16 protein-coding genes and 2 pseudogenes are annotated in these 16175 nt (G+C 69.1%); 10 read left to right on the forward strand and 8 right to left on the reverse strand.

Annotated features, from left to right (window positions below; translation table 11 throughout):
* Positions 1 to 51: 51 nt before the first annotated feature.
* The 4 genes from ACFU53_RS07730 to ACFU53_RS07745 all read left to right on the forward strand — a co-directional run bounded on the left by ACFU53_RS07730 (position 52) and on the right by ACFU53_RS07745 (position 4791).
* The gene (locus ACFU53_RS07730) at positions 52 to 843 is read left to right on the forward strand and encodes an immunity 49 family protein (RefSeq protein ID WP_383987240.1); all 792 of its coding nucleotides are present in this window, start codon (positions 52 to 54) and stop codon (positions 841 to 843) included.
* Positions 844 to 963: 120 nt separating this feature from the next.
* Entirely contained in the window at positions 964 to 2388 is a 1425-nt protein-coding gene (locus tag ACFU53_RS07735; RefSeq protein ID WP_383987243.1) for a DUF6177 family protein, read from the forward strand.
* 336 nt (positions 2389 to 2724) lie between these two features.
* Positions 2725 to 3882: an IS30 family transposase gene (locus tag ACFU53_RS07740; protein ID WP_383987366.1), complete on the forward strand. Its 1158-nt coding sequence runs from the start codon at positions 2725 to 2727 to the stop codon at positions 3880 to 3882.
* Positions 3883 to 4077: 195 nt separating this feature from the next.
* The gene (locus ACFU53_RS07745) at positions 4078 to 4791 is read left to right on the forward strand and encodes a carbon-nitrogen hydrolase family protein (RefSeq protein WP_383987246.1); all 714 of its coding nucleotides are present in this window, start codon (positions 4078 to 4080) and stop codon (positions 4789 to 4791) included.
* Positions 4792 to 4819: 28 nt separating this feature from the next.
* Here ACFU53_RS07745 and ACFU53_RS07750 read toward each other — a convergent pair whose 3' ends face one another.
* From ACFU53_RS07750 to ACFU53_RS07770, 5 genes and pseudogenes are all read right to left on the reverse strand, one after another.
* Complete coding sequence (locus ACFU53_RS07750; protein WP_383987249.1) at positions 4820 to 6358, reverse strand: hypothetical protein; 1539 nt, start codon at positions 6356 to 6358, stop codon at positions 4820 to 4822.
* Positions 6355 to 6693 carry a helix-turn-helix domain-containing protein gene (locus tag ACFU53_RS07755; protein WP_383987251.1) on the reverse strand — a complete coding sequence of 113 codons (339 nt, stop codon included), beginning with the start codon at positions 6691 to 6693 and terminating at the stop codon, positions 6355 to 6357. Before ACFU53_RS07755 ends, ACFU53_RS07750 begins: the two co-directional genes overlap by 4 nt.
* Positions 6690 to 7814 (reverse strand): tyrosine-type recombinase/integrase, encoded by a 1125-nt coding sequence (locus ACFU53_RS07760; protein WP_383987254.1) that lies wholly within the window; start codon positions 7812 to 7814, stop codon positions 6690 to 6692. Before ACFU53_RS07760 ends, ACFU53_RS07755 begins: the two co-directional genes overlap by 4 nt.
* Positions 7815 to 8295: 481 nt before the next feature.
* Positions 8296 to 9318, reverse strand: a complete 1023-nt coding sequence (locus ACFU53_RS07765; protein WP_383987257.1) for an NAD(P)/FAD-dependent oxidoreductase — start codon at positions 9316 to 9318, stop codon at positions 8296 to 8298.
* 215 nt (positions 9319 to 9533) lie between these two features.
* Positions 9534 to 9668, reverse strand: a pseudogene (locus ACFU53_RS07770) (AAA family ATPase); the annotation flags it as partial.
* A gap of 227 nt (positions 9669 to 9895) precedes the next feature.
* Between ACFU53_RS07770 and ACFU53_RS07775 the strand changes: the two are divergent.
* From ACFU53_RS07775 to ACFU53_RS07800, 6 genes and pseudogenes are all read left to right on the forward strand, one after another.
* Positions 9896 to 10021, forward strand: a complete 126-nt coding sequence (locus ACFU53_RS07775) for a hypothetical protein (protein ID WP_383987259.1) — start codon at positions 9896 to 9898, stop codon at positions 10019 to 10021.
* A complete protein-coding gene (locus ACFU53_RS07780) occupies positions 10018 to 11247 on the forward strand; it encodes an NAD(P)/FAD-dependent oxidoreductase (RefSeq protein ID WP_383987262.1) in 1230 nt (409 codons plus the stop codon). The genes ACFU53_RS07775 and ACFU53_RS07780 overlap by 4 nt, the downstream gene beginning before the upstream one ends.
* A 133-nt stretch (positions 11248 to 11380) precedes the next feature.
* Positions 11381 to 12277, forward strand: coding sequence for an RNA polymerase sigma-70 factor (locus ACFU53_RS07785; RefSeq protein WP_383987265.1), 897 nt, complete (start codon positions 11381 to 11383; stop codon positions 12275 to 12277).
* Positions 12278 to 12337: 60 nt separating this feature from the next.
* Positions 12338 to 12745 (forward strand): hypothetical protein, encoded by a 408-nt coding sequence (locus tag ACFU53_RS07790; RefSeq protein WP_383987267.1) that lies wholly within the window; start codon positions 12338 to 12340, stop codon positions 12743 to 12745.
* A 237-nt stretch (positions 12746 to 12982) separates the two neighbouring features.
* Entirely contained in the window at positions 12983 to 13411 is a 429-nt protein-coding gene (locus tag ACFU53_RS07795) for a DUF6223 family protein (RefSeq protein WP_383987270.1), read from the forward strand.
* A gap of 76 nt (positions 13412 to 13487) precedes the next feature.
* A pseudogene (locus tag ACFU53_RS07800) lies at positions 13488 to 14102 on the forward strand (IS6 family transposase); the annotation flags it as partial.
* 73 nt (positions 14103 to 14175) lie between these two features.
* Here the strand turns inward: ACFU53_RS07800 and ACFU53_RS07805 are convergent.
* Genes ACFU53_RS07805 through ACFU53_RS07815 form a run of 3 tightly spaced genes read right to left on the reverse strand, consistent with a single transcriptional unit; the run spans position 14176 to position 16169 of the window.
* Positions 14176 to 15492 carry a HesA/MoeB/ThiF family protein gene (locus ACFU53_RS07805; protein WP_383987273.1) on the reverse strand — a complete coding sequence of 439 codons (1317 nt, stop codon included), beginning with the start codon at positions 15490 to 15492 and terminating at the stop codon, positions 14176 to 14178.
* Positions 15493 to 15496: 4 nt separating this feature from the next.
* Positions 15497 to 15904 carry an E2/UBC family protein gene (locus ACFU53_RS07810; protein ID WP_383987276.1) on the reverse strand — a complete coding sequence of 136 codons (408 nt, stop codon included), beginning with the start codon at positions 15902 to 15904 and terminating at the stop codon, positions 15497 to 15499.
* A 4-nt stretch (positions 15905 to 15908) separates the two neighbouring features.
* The gene (locus ACFU53_RS07815) at positions 15909 to 16169 is read right to left on the reverse strand and encodes a multiubiquitin domain-containing protein (protein ID WP_383987279.1); all 261 of its coding nucleotides are present in this window, start codon (positions 16167 to 16169) and stop codon (positions 15909 to 15911) included.
* Positions 16170 to 16175 lie beyond the last annotated feature (6 nt).

The raw sequence follows: 16175 nt of genomic DNA on the forward strand, positions 1-16175 counted from the left end.
CGGCACGATTTCCCTCTCGACGGAGCGGAAATTCGAGCAGATAAGCTCGACATGAGTGCCCGCCGCAGGATCGACGCCCTGGAAGGGTCTTCGGACCGGTTCAACCTGGCGCTCGGCACGTCGATGCTCGCGGCGCAGACGCACTGCGCCGCTGATCCCAGGGCAGCGAATCTCCCCACCTGGGAAGCATGGGTGACCGCCATGCAGGTGGGATCGGCCCTGTTCGCCTCGGCCACCACCACGCAGGAGACGGTGTCCTGCCGCATCGCGGACAAGGTGCGGACCATCCCGGCCACGGGGCCGCAGCACTACACCAATGCGGGGAACTGGCTGACCGCCTTCTGGCTCGCTGTCGTCTGCCGCGAGCAGGACCGCATGGACCAGCTTGTCCGCGTCCCCGTGTCGCTGTTGCGCGACTCCGGTGCGGTCTTCGACGACTACGTCTACGCATGGGTCCAGGCCCTGCAATCCGCCTGGCTGCGAGGCGGAGACATCGGCGATTTGCTGACCGCCGCCCTGGACGGCACCGCTCCGGAAGCCCTCCGTGTCGCCGACCCCGACCTTGTACAGAAGGTGTTGTACCCGCCGATCAACCTGTTCTACAGGTATGTCGCCCGGCAGCCGGACGAGTTCAACGAGGCGCTGGCCGACGCCCTGCGCTGGCACAAGGACTACTGGACCCAGGACGAGGAACGGAACAGCAGCAGCTCCGGGCTCGTAGCCCTCGGCCCACTGGCCGTCGCATGCCTGGCTCGCGATGTCGGCTTCCCAATCGACGTCGAATCGGAGTACCTGCCCAAGCATCTCCTTGAGGGCAGCTGGCTCAACGAGTTCGAGACGTGAACTCCTCCTCGACGCCGAACGCCGTTCCCGAGGCTCCACGCAGCGCCGCGCCTCGGGCACCCGGTCGACGTCGGCTCCCTCTGATCTCTCACTGCCGCTGTCCGCGCGTGTAGGAACTCCATGACACAGGACTTCGTCGCCCTCACTCCGAAGATGCCGGACGCCCGAACCCTGCTCGCAGGGCTGTACGCGGGCGGGCCCGACCTGCGGGTGGACAGTGTCTTCGAGGGTGCGGCCATCCGGCTGCGCGCGCCTGACGGACAGCCCTTGGTGACTGTCGAGGTGCCGCTCTTCCTTCAGGTCCCGGGCGAGGTCAGCCGGTTGCTCGGCGAGAGTGTGCCGGCCGAGGCGCCGGTGTGGTGGACCGAGGTTCGGGCCATCACGGCGGTGGAGGAAGCAGGGCGGCTGGCAGGCTCGGTGGCAGGACGGATGACTGCGGTACTGGGCGGCACCAGCTGGCCGCCCGGGGCTGCCCACACCCGGGTGGTGAGCGTCCCCTCCGAGAACAGGGATGCCGCCCCCACAGCAGGTGATGATCAACCACTACCCGTCGATGTGCTCACCGACAAGGCGGCCGTGGTCTTCCAGGACCGCCCTGTCGTCGCGGCAACCACCTGGCTCAGCGACCTCCTGCAAGATGCCGTGGCATCAGATCGTGAAGTGCAGATCGTCACCCCGCCCAGCACCCGCCTGACACTGCCCGCACGCGCCCTGCTCACCAGCCTTCCCGCCCGCTGGATCATCCGCGATCCGCAGGGCGGCTACTACGACGGGCTCACCGGCGCCGTACTGCACTGGCACGCCAGCCACTTCACCCCGGCACCGACCATCAACGGCAACCTGCGGCTCGCGGAAGCCTTCACGCCTCCCGCTGCCTCACAGAACGTGGGCGAGCAACAGCTGATCCTGACCATCCGCACCACCCGCCCAGCCTCCGAACACCTCCTCCTCGGCGGCACACTGGAAACCTGCTGGCAGACCCTCACCGGCGGCCCACCCGCCGGCTGGTCCACCGCCGAGCCCGTCAACCTGCCCTGGTCACCACGCCAGTTGACGGAACTTGCCCGCACTCGGGCCCAGAAGTCGGCTCCCACCTGGCTGGTCGCCGTCGGTACCCCCGACCACCCTGCCATCGCCACCCTCCGCATCACCCACACCCCCACCGGGGTCGAGGAGCACATCACTCTTGCCGTCGGATACACCGCCGACCAGCCCGCGCCACTCGACGTGTTGCCAGATCTGGCCGAGGCCCTGACCACTCGGCACCACCTCACCTCGATGCTCATCCACTTGTGCCACGCCCGCGCCGACTTGACCACCCCGCCACACCGCGAGCCGCCCCCAGCGCCGCTCTCCTTCACCCTGGGCCCCGACGCCGTACACGCCGTCAGCCGTACGATCGCCGAAGCCGCCCCCACGACACGCCCCACACGTCTCGGTCCCGCGACTCGCCCCGCCTTCCACTACTTCCTCGGCGACGGAACCGACACAACCGCCTGGCAGCGCCTCAAACAGCTCAACGACCACCTCACGACCCGGCCATGACTTCCGGATGCGACTCACGCGGCAGGCGCTGCCGACGGGGTCCGCGGGCACTCCTCCAGGAAGACCCCACGCTTCCGGCAACCCCGTGAAATCTCCGCCCGCTTCGGCGACGTCACCCTGGAGACCTTGCACAGACAACTGAATCGGTGGGCCGCAAGCGGCCTGGCTTCGAATGAGTCTTCTGGCCCCGGCGGAACGCTTGGGTTCTAGAGGTGGTTGCAACACCTGACCCTGCGGGGTGTTGCGATGGCCAAGCCGCGGCGAACATCGAAGAAGCGCGGACCTGCTCCGTTGGCGGACAAGCGTGATCATTACCTTCGCCTCATGGCGCAAGGGATGAGCAACTCGGCGGCGTGCCGCGAGGTGGGGATCAACCGCAGGACCGGGACTCGCTGGCGGTACGGACGCAAGGAAGTCGACCAGACCGGGCGTGAGCGTGTCTACGCGCCGATCACCGAGGAGCGGCATCGCGACGGGACCTCAGACCGGTTCCTTGCCGAGGACGAGCGGCTCGTCATCGCCGATTTGCTCCGGTCCGGGAACTCGCTGCGCGCGATCGCCCGGGAGCTCGGCCGGAGCCCGGCCACGATCAGCCGGGAGGTGCGGCGCAACAGTGACCCGCGCACCGGCAAGTACCACCCCTTTCAGGCGCAGCGTCGGGCGGCCGTGCGCCGGGTCCGCTCGAAGGAGGGCAAGATACGGCGTGACCCGGAGCTGAAGGAGTTCATCCAGCAGCGTCTGGACCGGCGGTGGAGCCCGGAGCAGATCTGCCAGGCCCTGCGCACCGCTTTCCCGGACGAGCCCGAGCGGCACCTCGCGCACGAGACCGTCTACCAGGCCGTCTATCTGCCGCACCGCGGCGGCCTGGAGCGCACCCCCGGCGTCCTGCGCAGCGGCCGGCCCGCTCGCCGCCGACGCCGCCGGCCCGACGAGCGCGCCACCCGCTTCATCGACCCCGGCACCCTGATCAGCCACCGCCCGGACGAGCTCAACGACCGCCAAATAGCAGGCAGTTGGGAGGGCGACCTGATCGTCGGCAAGAACAACCGGTCCGCGATCGGCACCCTGGTCGACCGCTCCACCCGCTACGTCAAACTCCTCCACCTGCCCGGTGGCCGTGGCGCCGAGCAGGTCCGCGACGCGCTCGTCCACGCCCTCGGCGACCTCCCCGCCGAGCTGGCCCGCTCGGTGACCTGGGATCAGGGCAGCGAGATGAGCCGACATGACGAGTTCACCCGCGCCACCGGCATCCCCGTCTACTTCTGCGAGCCCGCCAGCCCCTGGCAACGTGGCTCGAACGAGAACACGAACGGCCTCCTGCGCCAGTACTTCCCCAAGAGCACCGACCTGTCCGTCTTCGGTGCCGAGGACCTGGCCTTCGTCGCCGCCGAACTCAACAGCCGCCCCCGCAAGACCCTCAACTTACTGGTGGGCTCGCGTATTCAACTGTCGCGAGTTGTCGGTGCTGCTGAGCGCGGTAGTGACTTTCCGTGATCTCCAACGGGTCCTCGTACTCGCGACGGGTCTTGCGCTGGACCAGGACGACCTGGACGCCTTGGGTGTCGTCGAGAAGCTGGCACTGGGCGAGGAGCCCTCGCTGCACGGAAGGCACAGGGCTCCCGCGCTGGTCCAGGTTCTACTGGTGGGGTCCCGTTTCCCGCGACCCGGTCGGTGGCGATAATGGAGGCCATGATCGTCGCAGCCACCCAGTTCGCCCCGGTCGCCGGGGACATCGACGCCAACGCCGGTACCATCGCCGGGCTGATCCGGGCTGCCGGGGCCGACGGCGCCCGCATAGTCGTCTTCGCCGAGCTCGCCGTGACCGGCTACGAGCCGACGCTGATCCGGGACACCCCCGGCCTCGTCCTCACCGAGGACGATGCCCGCCTCGAACCCGTACGGGAGGCGTGCCGCGCCGTCTCGGCGGCGGCGGTCGTCAACGGTCCCGTGCACACGGCGGAGGGCCGGCCCACGGTCACCTCGCTCGTCATCGGTCCGGACGGCGGACTCCTCGCCCGGTACGACAAGCAGCACCTGTACGGCATCGAGCAGGAGGTCTTCGCGGCGGGCGGCCGGGACGGCCGCTTCGAGCTGGACGGCACCCGGTTCGCGCTGGCCACCTGCTACGACAACCGCTTCCCGGAGCTCGCCGAGCGGGCCGACGCCGACGGCTGCACGGTCTATCTGGCGAGCTCGGCGCTCTCCGCCGACAACGACTCGTTCGAGAAGGTCTATCCGGTGCGGGCCCGGGAGTTCGGTCTCCACGTGGTGCTCGGCAACGTCCTCGGCAACAACGAGGACGGCGTGGGCTGCGGCGCCGCCGGTGCCTGGGGCCGGGACGGTGAACGGACCGCCGACGCGGGCACCGAGGTACCGGGCCACGTGCTCGCCGAGGTCGGCTGAACCGGCGCTTACTGGTGAGCTCGCCTGATCAACTGTCGTCAGTTGCCCTTGGCGTCCAGCCCGATGGCGACCGTAGGTGGTCTCCGGCGGCGTACCGGCTCCAGGTGCCTCCGGCTTGTGCGGCCAGCTTGGCGGTGGTGACTTGGTGGTAGCCGAGGGCGTCGGCGATGACAGGGGCGGGCATCTCCAGGACGTGCTCGCGGATCGCAGAGACCCGGCTGGCGATGGTGGGGATGCCGAGGTCGTTGAGCAGTGCCGATAGGGCATCGGGGTGCATCGGCTGCCCGGCTCGGCGTCCGGGGAACAACCAGCGCGAGTCGCGGTTCGTCGCGGTGTTCATGTTGTCCCGGTTGGGGATCCAGCTGAGCAGGAGATCGGCAACCGGGGCGGGGACCGGGGTTGGTGGTTCGCCGAGTCGTAGGAGGACCTGGTCGTCGTCGTGGATCACGTCGTCGATGGTGAGGCGGACGACGCGGCTGAGCGGTTGTGCGTAGAGCAGAACGATGGCGGCCGCGACCCGGGGCCGCAGCGGCAGGTCGTGGTCGGTCAGGACGCGGCCGAGCAGGTCCACGCGTTCGTGCTGCGGGAGCGGGGAGGCTTGGCGGATCACCGCGGCGGGCAGGCGGAAGCGCCGGGTGAGCTTGCTGGCTATGCACCAGAGCAGGAAGGCCCGGATGGTGTTGCGGCCGTGTTCGTTGTGCTCGACATGCCAGGCGTCGATGTCGGTCTGACGGCAGGTGGGCAGGGCGAGGCCGCGCTCGGAGAGCCAACCCGGGAAGGCCGTGGCGTGCTTGACCTGGTCGCCGGCATAGCGGCGGCTTGCCGGTGTGAGCGGCTTCTTCTCCGCCCGGGTGCGGAGCTTCGGCAGGACTTCCCAGGTCGCGAATCGGCGGACGAGTTGGGCATGTTCCGGATCGGTGATGTCAGCGAGGTGGCCGAGCAGCCACCGCTCGAACGAGCAGATCTGCTTGTCGATGGCGGGGAGCACGCCGCAGGCCATCAGAAGTTCCCGCAGGTGGGAGGCCGCCCTCCAGGGTTGGAGAGGGTGGAATGCCTCGTGGGTCAGTGCTATCTCCCCGCGGCCGAGGTGCCGCAGCAGGTGCTCGGGTGAGTCGGTCCGTCCCTTGCCGGTGTAGAGCCAGGTCAGGCCGGACAGCGGCTTGTCCATGGCGAGCAGGGAGTCGGCCAGCGGGACAAGTTCGGGGCGGATCTGGCCACTGCCGTCGTCCAGAAGCTCGGCGAGGCGGTCGGCGAATGTGCAGCGGGTGCAGAGTCGGCCACCGTGCAGTTTGTCCTCGAGGCCGCAGCGGGCGCAGGCGAAGGACTGGGAGAAGCCGGCGCAGGTGGTGCAGATCGCGGCGCCGTCGCTGGGGCGGCGCCCTGGAAGCGCCCGGTCCTGGCTGCAGCCTGGGCAGACTCCCCGCGTTCGTACTGCGCGGTCCGAGCAGGTCCGGCAGACGAAGCCGTCCGGCCAACTGCCTGCCTTGTGCCTGCGGCGGCCGCAGCGGCAGCACTCGGTCATGAACCAGCGCTCGTACTGCTCGTCGGTCGCGTAGGGGCGGCTCATGCGTCGGGCAGGATGCGGGCCGCACGGGGCCGCAGTTTCGCGACGGCCGCAGGCGGCGGGACGGGAAGGTCGCCGGTGGCGGTCTTGCGGACGCCGGCGTTCTCGGCGGTGGTGGCCACCAGGTCGGCTGGTGTGCAGGCCAGGATGTCGCAGAGCGCGGCCATGACCTGCAGTGACAGTCGTTCGGGGGTGCCGGAGACCAGGCGGTGGACCTGGGAGGCGGACAGGTCGATGCCCCGCTCGCGCAGCAGCGGCACCAGCTCGGTGGCGGTGAAGACGTGATGTGTGGCCATCACTTCGCGCAGCCGCCATCTGTAGCCGACCTTGCGTTTCATGCTTGCCTCCCGGCCTGGGTCTGGAGCGCGGCGGCGACGGTGGCGTCCAGATGCCGCCGCAGGGTGCGGGTGCGGAAGTCCGAGGACACGCAGGTGTAAATCGAGGTGGTGCTGGCGTGCTCGTGGCCGACCTGTTCCTGAACGAAGCGCGGGTCCCAGCCGTCCTCGATCAGGTGGGTGACGTACGACCTTCGCAGCGAGTGGAAGTCCAGCCCGTCGTCCAGGCCCAGGGCCTTGCGGTAGGTGATGAAGCGGGAGTTGATGCGCTGGCAGCCGATCCGGGCCCCGCGCTCGGAGGGCCAGAGGGCAGGATTGTTGGCGGTGCCGAACAGGGGGCGGACTTCGGTGAACCACTCGTCGAGGATGTCGGGGGTCCAGTCGAACACGGTCAGCACGCTGCGGCGCTTGGGCGGCGAGCCCTTCTTGGCCTTGCCGAAGCGGACCATCAGGCGGCCGTACTCGCCGTGCTCGGCGCCGTGCGGGTTGCGGCCGAAGTCGGCGGCGTCCAGCATCCGGGTCTCGTTGCGCCGTGTCCCAAAGGCGTAGGCGGTCTTGAACAAGGTGGCGTCGCGGAACGCGGGCAGCCAGCCCTTGCGGCCGAAGGCCCGGATCCGGGCGACCTCGTCGTCGCAGTGCGCGAAGAAGGCGTGCAGCTCGGCCTTGGTGAACGCGCGCTTCTTCGGGTCCGACTCGTTGTCCTGGACGTGCACCGCGGTGTTCCACTCGTGCACCACCTGGACCGGGTGGGTGCCGAACCGCTCCTCACAGGTCGCCGCCCACTCATAGAGCGGGTCGGTGGCGAAGTGGCAGAACGCCCGCACCGCCTCGGAGTACGAGCGGATCGTGGAGCGCTTCAGGTCGCGCAGCGAGCGCAGGTCACCGAGCCACTCGTCGACCATCGCCGGCGTCCAGTGCCACGGGTAGGTGTTCACATACGCGGCGAACGCCTTGACCGTGTTCTCCCGGCCCTCCACCGTCGTGCGGGCCAGATTCCGCGCCAACTGCTGGTTCGCGAACCCCGTCAGCATCGCTGTGAAGACCTGTTCCTCCGGCCGCAGCAACGCGACCCCGTCCACCAGGTGCAGCTTCGCCGCCCCCGGTATCACCCCGCTGAACCCCACTGATCCACCACTCTCCGTCACTCGCATTGGATGCGAGAAAACCGCATCCTATGCGAGTCTCCAGAAGACCCGCAGGTCAGCCCCCTGGGCTGCTGGTGGCCATGCCTCATCAGCGGCTACTGTGAGCGTCAACGCAGCAGCTCAATTCCCGCGTTCGGTCGGGCGGTTGATGCCCTGGGCGGCGGCAATGCGCATACCGTCGCCAGTTCGCATCAGATGCAATTGGCGGCAGATGGAACACCCCCGCGAACCTCTTCGCTAAGCTCGTCGCAACACTGGAATGATCACCGTGTTGCGACGATGACTGGAATCCGCCACGAGTCCTTGGCCCCGGGTGGCGATCTATGGGGCCGGTTGCGAATGACTCGATTGGCCCCACCTGGGTGCGAGCCGAGTGCGGCCTCACGGTGATGGGCTGTCAGGCCAGAACAGCGACTGCTTGCGGCGGTTCAGGCAGGAACCGTCCACTCCATCGGGATCGTTAGAAGCGAGCTGGGCGGCAACCTGACAGAGCCGGCTCAACGGTTCCGTCGACCAACTCCCGTGCGACCAGGCGGCCCACGGCCGCGGCGAGCGTGACCGCCGAGTGCATCACTGCCAAGTAGAGGCCGGGGACCTCGGCGACCGGGCCGACGATCGGCTCACCGTCGGCCGGCATCGGGCGCACTCCGAGTCGGGTGCTGATCAGCTCGACGCTCCCGGCGCCATGAAAAGTGGCCCGGACGGCGGCAAGGGTCCGTTCGGGCGAGTCCGCGGCGGCGATCAGCCGGTCCGCGGCGACCTGCCGAAGATCGAAGTCCTCGGTGTTGACCACGGTGCGGACCAGACCGGCCGGGGCGCTGAGTCGGAACAGCGGGCACGGCGACGATTCGACCGGGACACGCACGCCGAGCGACGCGCCCAGCGCGGCCGTGGCAACTCCGGCCGCCAGCACCACCGTCGCACCGGAGAGAGGTCCCGATGTCGTCTCAACCCCGGCGATCCGGCCCGCCGTGTCCCGGCGGACCGCGGTAACCGGCGTGTCCAGATGTACCCGGGTCCCATGGGTGCGAGCGCCCTGGACCAGCCGCTCGGTCACGCCCACCGAGTCGACAGCGCCGTCACCCGGCGCCCAGACAGCCCACTTGGGAGGCTGCCGAACGTTGGGGTCGAGTGTCGCCACGGTGGCCGCGTCCACGATCGTCTGCCCGGGCCCGGCGTCCGGCGCACTGTCCTGCCTGTTCCAGCTCAGCGAGCCGGACCAGGTCACCGGGAGTCCCGGCAACTCTGCCCCCAGCCGGTGGTACTCCGCCGTCGCGGTGGCCCGCAGCCCGGCGGCCGGACCCTTACGCACGCCAGACGCGCCGACCCAGGCGAACGAGTCCGCCGTCACGCCGACGCCTGGCCGCCCGGCGTCGACCAACGTCACGGTGGCGCCCGCCCGGGCGGCGTGATAGGCCACCGATGCGCCGACAATGCCGGAGCCGACGACGACCAAGTCCCTACTCGCCGCTGGGCTCAACACGTTCACGACCGTAACGTCCGCAGCGTCCGCCCGTAGACGAGATTGAGACGCGGGACACCAGGCCGCCCATCCGCAGGAGCCCGCCGCAGCCCGCCGCAGCCCGCCGCAGCCGAGCGCCTCTCCCGGATTGGCACCCAACGCTGGTCGCACACGCCAACAACGAGCCATTCGCTAACGCCCACGACCGCCACCATGTCATTGCCGCATCAGGAACCTCAGGAGGCTGCGGTGGCCTGCTGGCGGGCTTTGGTGTGGGCGAGGCGGTAGGAGTCACTGCCGGTCTCGATGATGTTGCCGCCGAAGGTGAGGCGGTCCACGATGGCCGCGCAGAGCCGGGGGTCAGTGAACGTGGGCCTCGTTGCGGCTGGACCGGGCACCACGACCGTTTGGGCGAGTGCGGTCTGGTCCGTGGTGAGCTTCGGCTGGCGCCTGCCGACCTCGACGCGGGCCCCTGTGGAGCTGCGTGAGGACTTCGCGTGCCGAGCCCACATCTATGGAGTGATCTGCCTCACAGGCTGTCACAACGATCAGTCGCGCGGTGTCTTGAGGCCGAACCCCTTGAGACAGAGGAGACAGCATGACCGAGAAGATCGAGGCGGTCGTGATCGGCAGCGGATACGCAGGTGTCAGTTCCCGTCAGCACGCGCGGCGCCGTTCCACTCAACTCGCCGGGAGCAAGCGAGCCGACAGGAGCAACTCATGAAGCACCGCCTCGTCGTCCTCGGAGCCGGGTATGCCGGGGCCTACGTGGCCGGGACCCTGGCCCGCCGACTGTCCCCGGCGGACACCGAGATCACCGTGGTCAACGCCGAGCCGGACTTCGTCCAGCGGCTGCGGCTGCACCAGCTCGCGGCCGGCCAGGAGATCGAGGCTCCACACCTCGCCGACGTCTTCGGGGGCACGGAGATACGGCTGCGCCTGGCCCGTGTCACCGCCGTCGACCCCGAGCGCCAGGTCGTCGCCGTGGCCGACGCCGACGGCGGCGGCGAGCTCGGCTACGACACGCTTCTCTACGCGCTCGGTAGCCACGTCGCCGACCACAGCGTCCCCGGCGTGGCCGAGCACGCCTTCGACGTCACCGGCCGGGCCTCGGCGCTGCGCCTGCGCGAGCGCCTGGACAGCCTGAGCCGGCGGGACGACGGCGGGAGCGTGCTGGTCGTCGGCGACGGGCTGACCGGCATCGAGACCGCCACCGAGATCGCCGAATCCCGGCCGGGCCTGTCGGTGACGCTGGTCGCCCGCGGCGAGCTGGGCACCCAGCTCGCCGCCGGAGCCCGCGGCCATCTGCGCCGGGCCTGTGACCGGCTGGGCATCACTGTCCGGGAGCACACTGGCGTCGAGGCCGTCGAAGCGACGCGGGTGCTGTGCGCCGACGGCACGGTCCTGGCGTCCGACGCGACCGTGTGGACGGCCGGGTTCGCGGCCGTCCCCATCGCCGCTGCCGGCGGTCTTGAGGTCACCGACAACGGTCGGATCGTCGTCGACCGCACCATGCGGTCGGTCTCGCACCCGAACGTCTACGCCGTCGGCGACAGCGCCTATGCCATCGGCGACAACGGCCGGCCGCTGCCCATGTCCTGCGCTTCAGCCGGCTACACCGGCCGGCAGGCCACGGAGGCGATCGTGGGACGCCTGTGCGGCCGCAAGATCGCGAACACCAAGCTGGAGTACCTGGGCAACCACATCAGCCTCGGGCGGCGGGACGGGATCCTGCAGATGGTCGACGACGAAGCGCGGGCGAAGCCGAAGTATGTGGGCGGCCGGAAGGCCGCGCGGATCAAGGCGGGCATCGTGAAGATGTCCCTGTGGGGCACCTCGCACCCGACCTTCGGCCTGCCCAAGCGCAAGCTCCGCCTGGCCGCCGCGCCGGATCCGTCCGTCGGGAAGACGGTCCGGCCACGGGAGAACGGAGCAGCCGCCCACGGCTGAGAACACCTGTGTCGTCGTGCGCACCAAGCCCAAGGACGACCACCGCCGGCAACTGCCGCAGGCCAAGCACGGCGGGGCGTAGGCCATCGCTGGGCGGCCAGCCTGACCAGGCATTCGAGGGAGAGACCGAGAGATGACCGACCACACCACCGACCTGGCGACCGAAGCGTTCGTCGCCCACCGTAACCTGCTCTTCACCGTCGCCTACGAGATGCTCGGATCGGCGGCCGATGCCGAAGACGTCCTCCAGGAGACCTGGCTGCGTTGGGTCAGGGCCGACCTGGGACAGGTGAGCGACCAGCGGGCGTACCTGGTGCGGATCACAACCCGGCAGGCGCTCAACCGGCTGCGCACCATGAAGCGCCGCCGCGAGGCGTACGTCGGCCAGTGGCTGCCCGAACCGCTGATCACCTCGCCGGACGTGGCCGAGGACATGGAACTCGCCGAGAGCATGTCGATGGCGATGATGCTCGTACTGGAAAGTCTTTCCCCGACCGAGCGGGCGGTGTTCGTGCTGCGCGAAGTCTTCGAGGTGGACTACGACGAGATCGCCGAGGCCGTCGGCAAGACCCCGGCGGCCGTACGCCAGATCGCGCACCGCGCCCGCGGGCACGTCGACGCCCGCCGGCCCCGTCGGACGGCCTCTCCGAGGGAAACCCGAACGGCACTGGAGTCCTTCCAGCGCGCCATCGAGACCGGAAACCCACAGGACCTCCTCGACGTACTCGCCCCCGATGTCGTCCTGCTCAGCGACGGCGGCGGCGTCAAGCGCGCTGCGCTCAGGCCCATCATCGGTGCCGAGAAGATCGTCCGCTTCTATCTCGGCAGCTCCGCCAAGGTCGAGGCCACCATCACCTGGGAGCCCACCGTGGTCAACGGAAGTCCCGCACTCGCCGTGCACCGCGACGGCGAGCTCGACGGCGTCATGGCCGTCCGTGTCGAGGGCGCCCGCATCACCGGCCTCTATTTCGTCCGCAACCCCGAGAAGCTGAGCCACGTCACCTCCGAGACGCCGCTCACCCTGCGCTGACGCCAACGGCTCGGACAGGCACCCATCCATTGCCGCACACCACAAGAGGGGGACCACACCATGACCAGACAGACGACGGCCGCTGCGCCGCGCGGCCTCACCCTCCTGAGGACCGCGACAGCCCTGCAGACCCTGACCCTCTTCTTCCAGGCGGTCACCGCGGGCATGTTGCTGACCTCGTCCCACGGCTATCTGATGCACGACGTCGGATCGAAGGTGATGTACGCGGCCGCCATGCTGTACGTGCTCGCCGCGATCCTGGCCTGGCGCCCGGGCGGCGGATCCCCGCGCCCCATCCTGTACGCCGCCGGCTTCCTCCTACTCGCCTCGGTGCAGGTCGCACTCGGCATCGCCCACGTGCCCTCGTTCCATGTCCCCCTGGGCGTGGTGATGTTCGCCCTCAGCACCCTGGCCCTGGTCCAGACACTGTTCCCGCGCTTGCCGCTGAGCCCCGCTGCCAGGTCGTAGCCACCGCCCGGTGAACCGCTGTGGATGGCGATCTCGACGGTGAACTCAGGCGGTCACGAGAGCCGTCTGGGCAACGGCCGCCCGGGCCCAGATGCCCGGTGCGATTCCGGACCGCCATCGCCCGCGTCGCCCTGCGGCAGCGATCGAGTCGCAATTCGCAGCCATGCCTGTGCCCATGCCGGCCCGCGATCTCACGAATGACCAGTTCAGACCTATATCAGAAAGGCAGGACACCCCATGTCCGTTCGATCCGTGCTCGCCGTTGCCGTTGCCGTCCTGATCGGCGGTTTCGCGTTCGCCGAACCGGCCGCCGCGGACCCCTCGGTCCAGCCGGTCGCCGCGAGCGTCTACACCGTGAGTGTCGGCCGGGTCGGGGCTTCCCTGTCGGCGCTGGTCAGCCTCCTCGGCGCGGTGGGCGGCGGCCTGGCCCTGGCCCGCCCCACCGGGCAGGGACACACCGGCACCTGGGCCCGGCGGAACGGCGCCGTCACGGCTCTCGTGGCGGGTCTGGTCGCCGTGGCCGTCGGCGGGACGGTCGCGGCCACCGCCGACGGCGGTCTCGGCACCGGCAACGGGCTCGGCGGCGCCTACTTCGCCATGCTCCTGGGCCTGATCGCCGTCACCCTCGGCTGGCTGGCCCGCTCCCGTTCCCGCCGAACCCGCTGATCGACGCTGTCACGTTTGTTGACCGGGTGGAATGATTTCTGGTTGATCGTGCTGGAAGGGGCTGTCCGTGGGGGCCATGTCGCCGTCGTACAAGGGGCACCGGTACCCGGTCGAGGCTGTCTCCTGCTGTGTGTGGCTGTACTTCGGCTTCCCGCTGTCGTTCCACGAGGTCGAGGAGCTCATGCTCGAGCGCGGAGTGCCCGTCTCCTACGAGACGGGGCGCCGCTGGTGCGCCAAGTTCGGGCAGCAGTACGCAGGCGCACTGCGCCGCCGGTAGCCCCGGCCTGGTGACAAGTGGCATCTGGAGGAGGTCTTCAGCAAGATCAACGGCGAGCAGCGGTACCTGTGGCGGGCCATCGACCAGGATGGCGAGGTGCTGGACATCCTGGTGCAGTCGGCGGGACAAGGTCGCGGCCAGGTGTTTCTTGCGCAGGCTGATGAAGAAAACCGATGCGGTGCCGCGGGTGACCGTCACTGACAAGTTGCGTTCCTACGGCGCGGCCCGCCGCGAGGCCATGGCCTCCGTCGAGCACCGGCAGTCGAAGTACCTGAACAACCGGGCGGAGAACAGCCACCAGCCGACGAGACAGCGCGAACGCGCGAACGCGCGAGGAAAGGCTTCCGCTCCGTGGGCGGGGCGCAGCGGTTTCTGTCCGCATGCAGCGGCATCACGCCCCACTTCCGACCCCGCACCCAACGAACCGTCCCGAACCGGACGGCGGCCCACTGTCATGAAACCCTGCACGCCCCGGCGCAAGATCTGCTCACTTGTCGTACCCACAGTCAATGCAGCCGGGAACACGTTCTGGAATCCGGCGAGGTCCGATCTGTGTGCCTGGAGACTTCACGGCCCCGAACAGGTCGATATCGAGCCATCGTGCTGGCTCGCGGGCACCGGAGATCCATGCGCCGAGTTCGGCGAGCGCTGCATGGACGGTCAGCCCGTTCAGGTAGACAACCGAGGGGTTGGCGACACCGGTTCCGTACCCGTGCAGGCGGTCGACAGCTTGCTGGTGGTCCGGTTTGGCCCAGCGTGAGATCTCCGCCGAGTCGAGTTCGTTCAGGCAGGTCAGGCACGCGGCGCCGGGCAGCATGAAGAAGACACGGCCGCCGAGCGCGACAGGCTGCTGATGGTCATCGACACCGGTGGCGATGTCGAGAAGCGGGGTACGTGTGTCGATGGCGATCTGGTTGAGGCGGTGCCGCGGGCCATCGTGGTCGACACAGCAGATGAGCAGGTCGACGTCGTGCAGTTCGGGATGTTCCCCTACGGGTGTGAGCCCGGGGAAAATCTGGACCTCGACTCTCGGGTCGATCGAGCGCATGCGGCGGCGCGTGACGACCGTCTTCGGGCTGCCAATATCGGCTTGGTCGGCGGTGACGAGCCGGTTCAGGTTAGTTGTCTCGACGGCGTCGTCGTCAAGGACGATGACATTACGGAAACCGAAGTAGGCGAGCCCGAGCGCGACGTGTGATCCGGTGCCTCCGGCGCCGACGACCGCCACGCGCAAGGTGGCGACGGCCGCTTGAGCCCGGGGCCCTAGGAGAGGGGTCTGGCGGGAGAATCGGGCATCGGTGGTAGCTGGCGCGTTAAGCACCTTGATGTTGTCACCGAGCACGGTGACCGTGTCGAACGGCTTACGTTCGAGCTCGCCGTCGGTGCCGGGGCGCCACCAGTCGGCGCGGACCATTCCTCGCGCCCACACGGCGGCCGCGTAGGGCGTCCCGTTCAGCAGGTCGACCGCGTATGGCGACATCTCGGCGAGCCCGCGCTCATCGAGGGGCGAGAATCCTGGTGGCTCCAGCCGGTGGTTGTGGAATTCGACGAGGCCCCGTCCGGTGGCGACCGCCTGGTTGTGGATGCGATCGAGCGCCATGTCGGCCAGGCGCCAGCCGTCGTGGTTCGGCTCGATCTCCTCGTCGCCGATGAGCGTGATATCGACAACCTCAAGGACGGGGCCGCTCTCGCCGTTGTGCAGCAGCTTGGTGAAGGCAAAGGCGAATCGCTCGCCGCGTGCTTCGGTCAGATGCTGCTCGATGCGCTCCCAGTGCTCGGACCGCGTGAACTTCAGAGTGCTCATCGGTTCAGCTCGCCTCCTCGAAGCGGGTGAGAGCGCCAGCCAAGTAGTCCGCGAGGTTGCTGCCCAATGCGGGGTCCACGTGGGGGTGCCAGTCGTTCGGGTCGATGTGGTAGGAGAACTGCAGCCAGAAGCGTCCGGCGTGCTGTTGTATGCCCTGGCTGTTGCCGGGCGTTGCGCCCCCAGCAAGGGTCAGGTCCGGGCGGGCGCAAATGTTGTCCGGCTGACCAGCGGGATAGTTCACGGGGACGGCGAACAGGACATCGGTGTCGGTGTGGGACCAACCGGCGGGCAGCGGATGGTCTCGCAGTGCGACGACGAGGGCTTCAGCGTCGATGGTGGCGTTCGGGAACGCCTGGCGCAGCAGCTCTTCCTCCTGCACCAGGCGTTCGGCGAGCCGGTCGGGCACGGACACGCGATCAGCCTCGCTTGAAGCGGGGACGGCGCTTGAACTGGGCGCCGGGCACGAGGTGGACTGTCTCGTCGGGCGTGATCGTGATGCGGGTACCGTCCGGCAGGATCTGAACCAGGCCGTCGGCCGGGTTGATGCCGGCCATCGCCATGATCTGCACGCCGGTGATCGTCGGCTTGTTGTGGGTGTATTCCACGCCGTCGACCTCGAAGACGAATGTGGGGTGCTTGGTGTGGTCTGTCTCGGTCTGGCTGTCTGCGGCTGCCATCCCGGG

This window comes from Streptomyces sp. NPDC057474, assembly GCF_042802555.1.
GTDB lineage: Bacteria > Actinomycetota > Actinomycetes > Streptomycetales > Streptomycetaceae > Streptomyces.

What these genes read in the sequence shown, in the direction of transcription:
- ACFU53_RS07735 (WP_383987243.1), top strand. Translation starts at nt 964, where the DNA reads ATGACACAGGACTTCGTCGCCCTCACTCCGAAGATGCCGGACGCCCGA.
- ACFU53_RS07780 (WP_383987262.1), top strand. Translation starts at nt 10,018, where the DNA reads ATGAAGCACCGCCTCGTCGTCCTCGGAGCCGGGTATGCCGGGGCCTAC.
- ACFU53_RS07745 (WP_383987246.1), top strand. Translation starts at nt 4,078, where the DNA reads ATGATCGTCGCAGCCACCCAGTTCGCCCCGGTCGCCGGGGACATCGAC.
- ACFU53_RS07750 (WP_383987249.1), bottom strand. Translation starts at nt 6,358, where the DNA reads ATGAGCCGCCCCTACGCGACCGACGAGCAGTACGAGCGCTGGTTCATG.
- ACFU53_RS07795 (WP_383987270.1), top strand. Translation starts at nt 12,983, where the DNA reads ATGTCCGTTCGATCCGTGCTCGCCGTTGCCGTTGCCGTCCTGATCGGC.
- ACFU53_RS07790 (WP_383987267.1), top strand. Translation starts at nt 12,338, where the DNA reads ATGACCAGACAGACGACGGCCGCTGCGCCGCGCGGCCTCACCCTCCTG.
- ACFU53_RS07815 (WP_383987279.1), bottom strand. Translation starts at nt 16,169, where the DNA reads ATGGCAGCCGCAGACAGCCAGACCGAGACAGACCACACCAAGCACCCC.
- ACFU53_RS07740 (WP_383987366.1), top strand. Translation starts at nt 2,725, where the DNA reads ATGAGCAACTCGGCGGCGTGCCGCGAGGTGGGGATCAACCGCAGGACC.
- ACFU53_RS07775 (WP_383987259.1), top strand. Translation starts at nt 9,896, where the DNA reads ATGACCGAGAAGATCGAGGCGGTCGTGATCGGCAGCGGATACGCAGGT.
- ACFU53_RS07755 (WP_383987251.1), bottom strand. Translation starts at nt 6,693, where the DNA reads ATGAAACGCAAGGTCGGCTACAGATGGCGGCTGCGCGAAGTGATGGCC.
- ACFU53_RS07785 (WP_383987265.1), top strand. Translation starts at nt 11,381, where the DNA reads ATGACCGACCACACCACCGACCTGGCGACCGAAGCGTTCGTCGCCCAC.
- ACFU53_RS07730 (WP_383987240.1), top strand. Translation starts at nt 52, where the DNA reads ATGAGTGCCCGCCGCAGGATCGACGCCCTGGAAGGGTCTTCGGACCGG.
- ACFU53_RS07805 (WP_383987273.1), bottom strand. Translation starts at nt 15,492, where the DNA reads ATGAGCACTCTGAAGTTCACGCGGTCCGAGCACTGGGAGCGCATCGAG.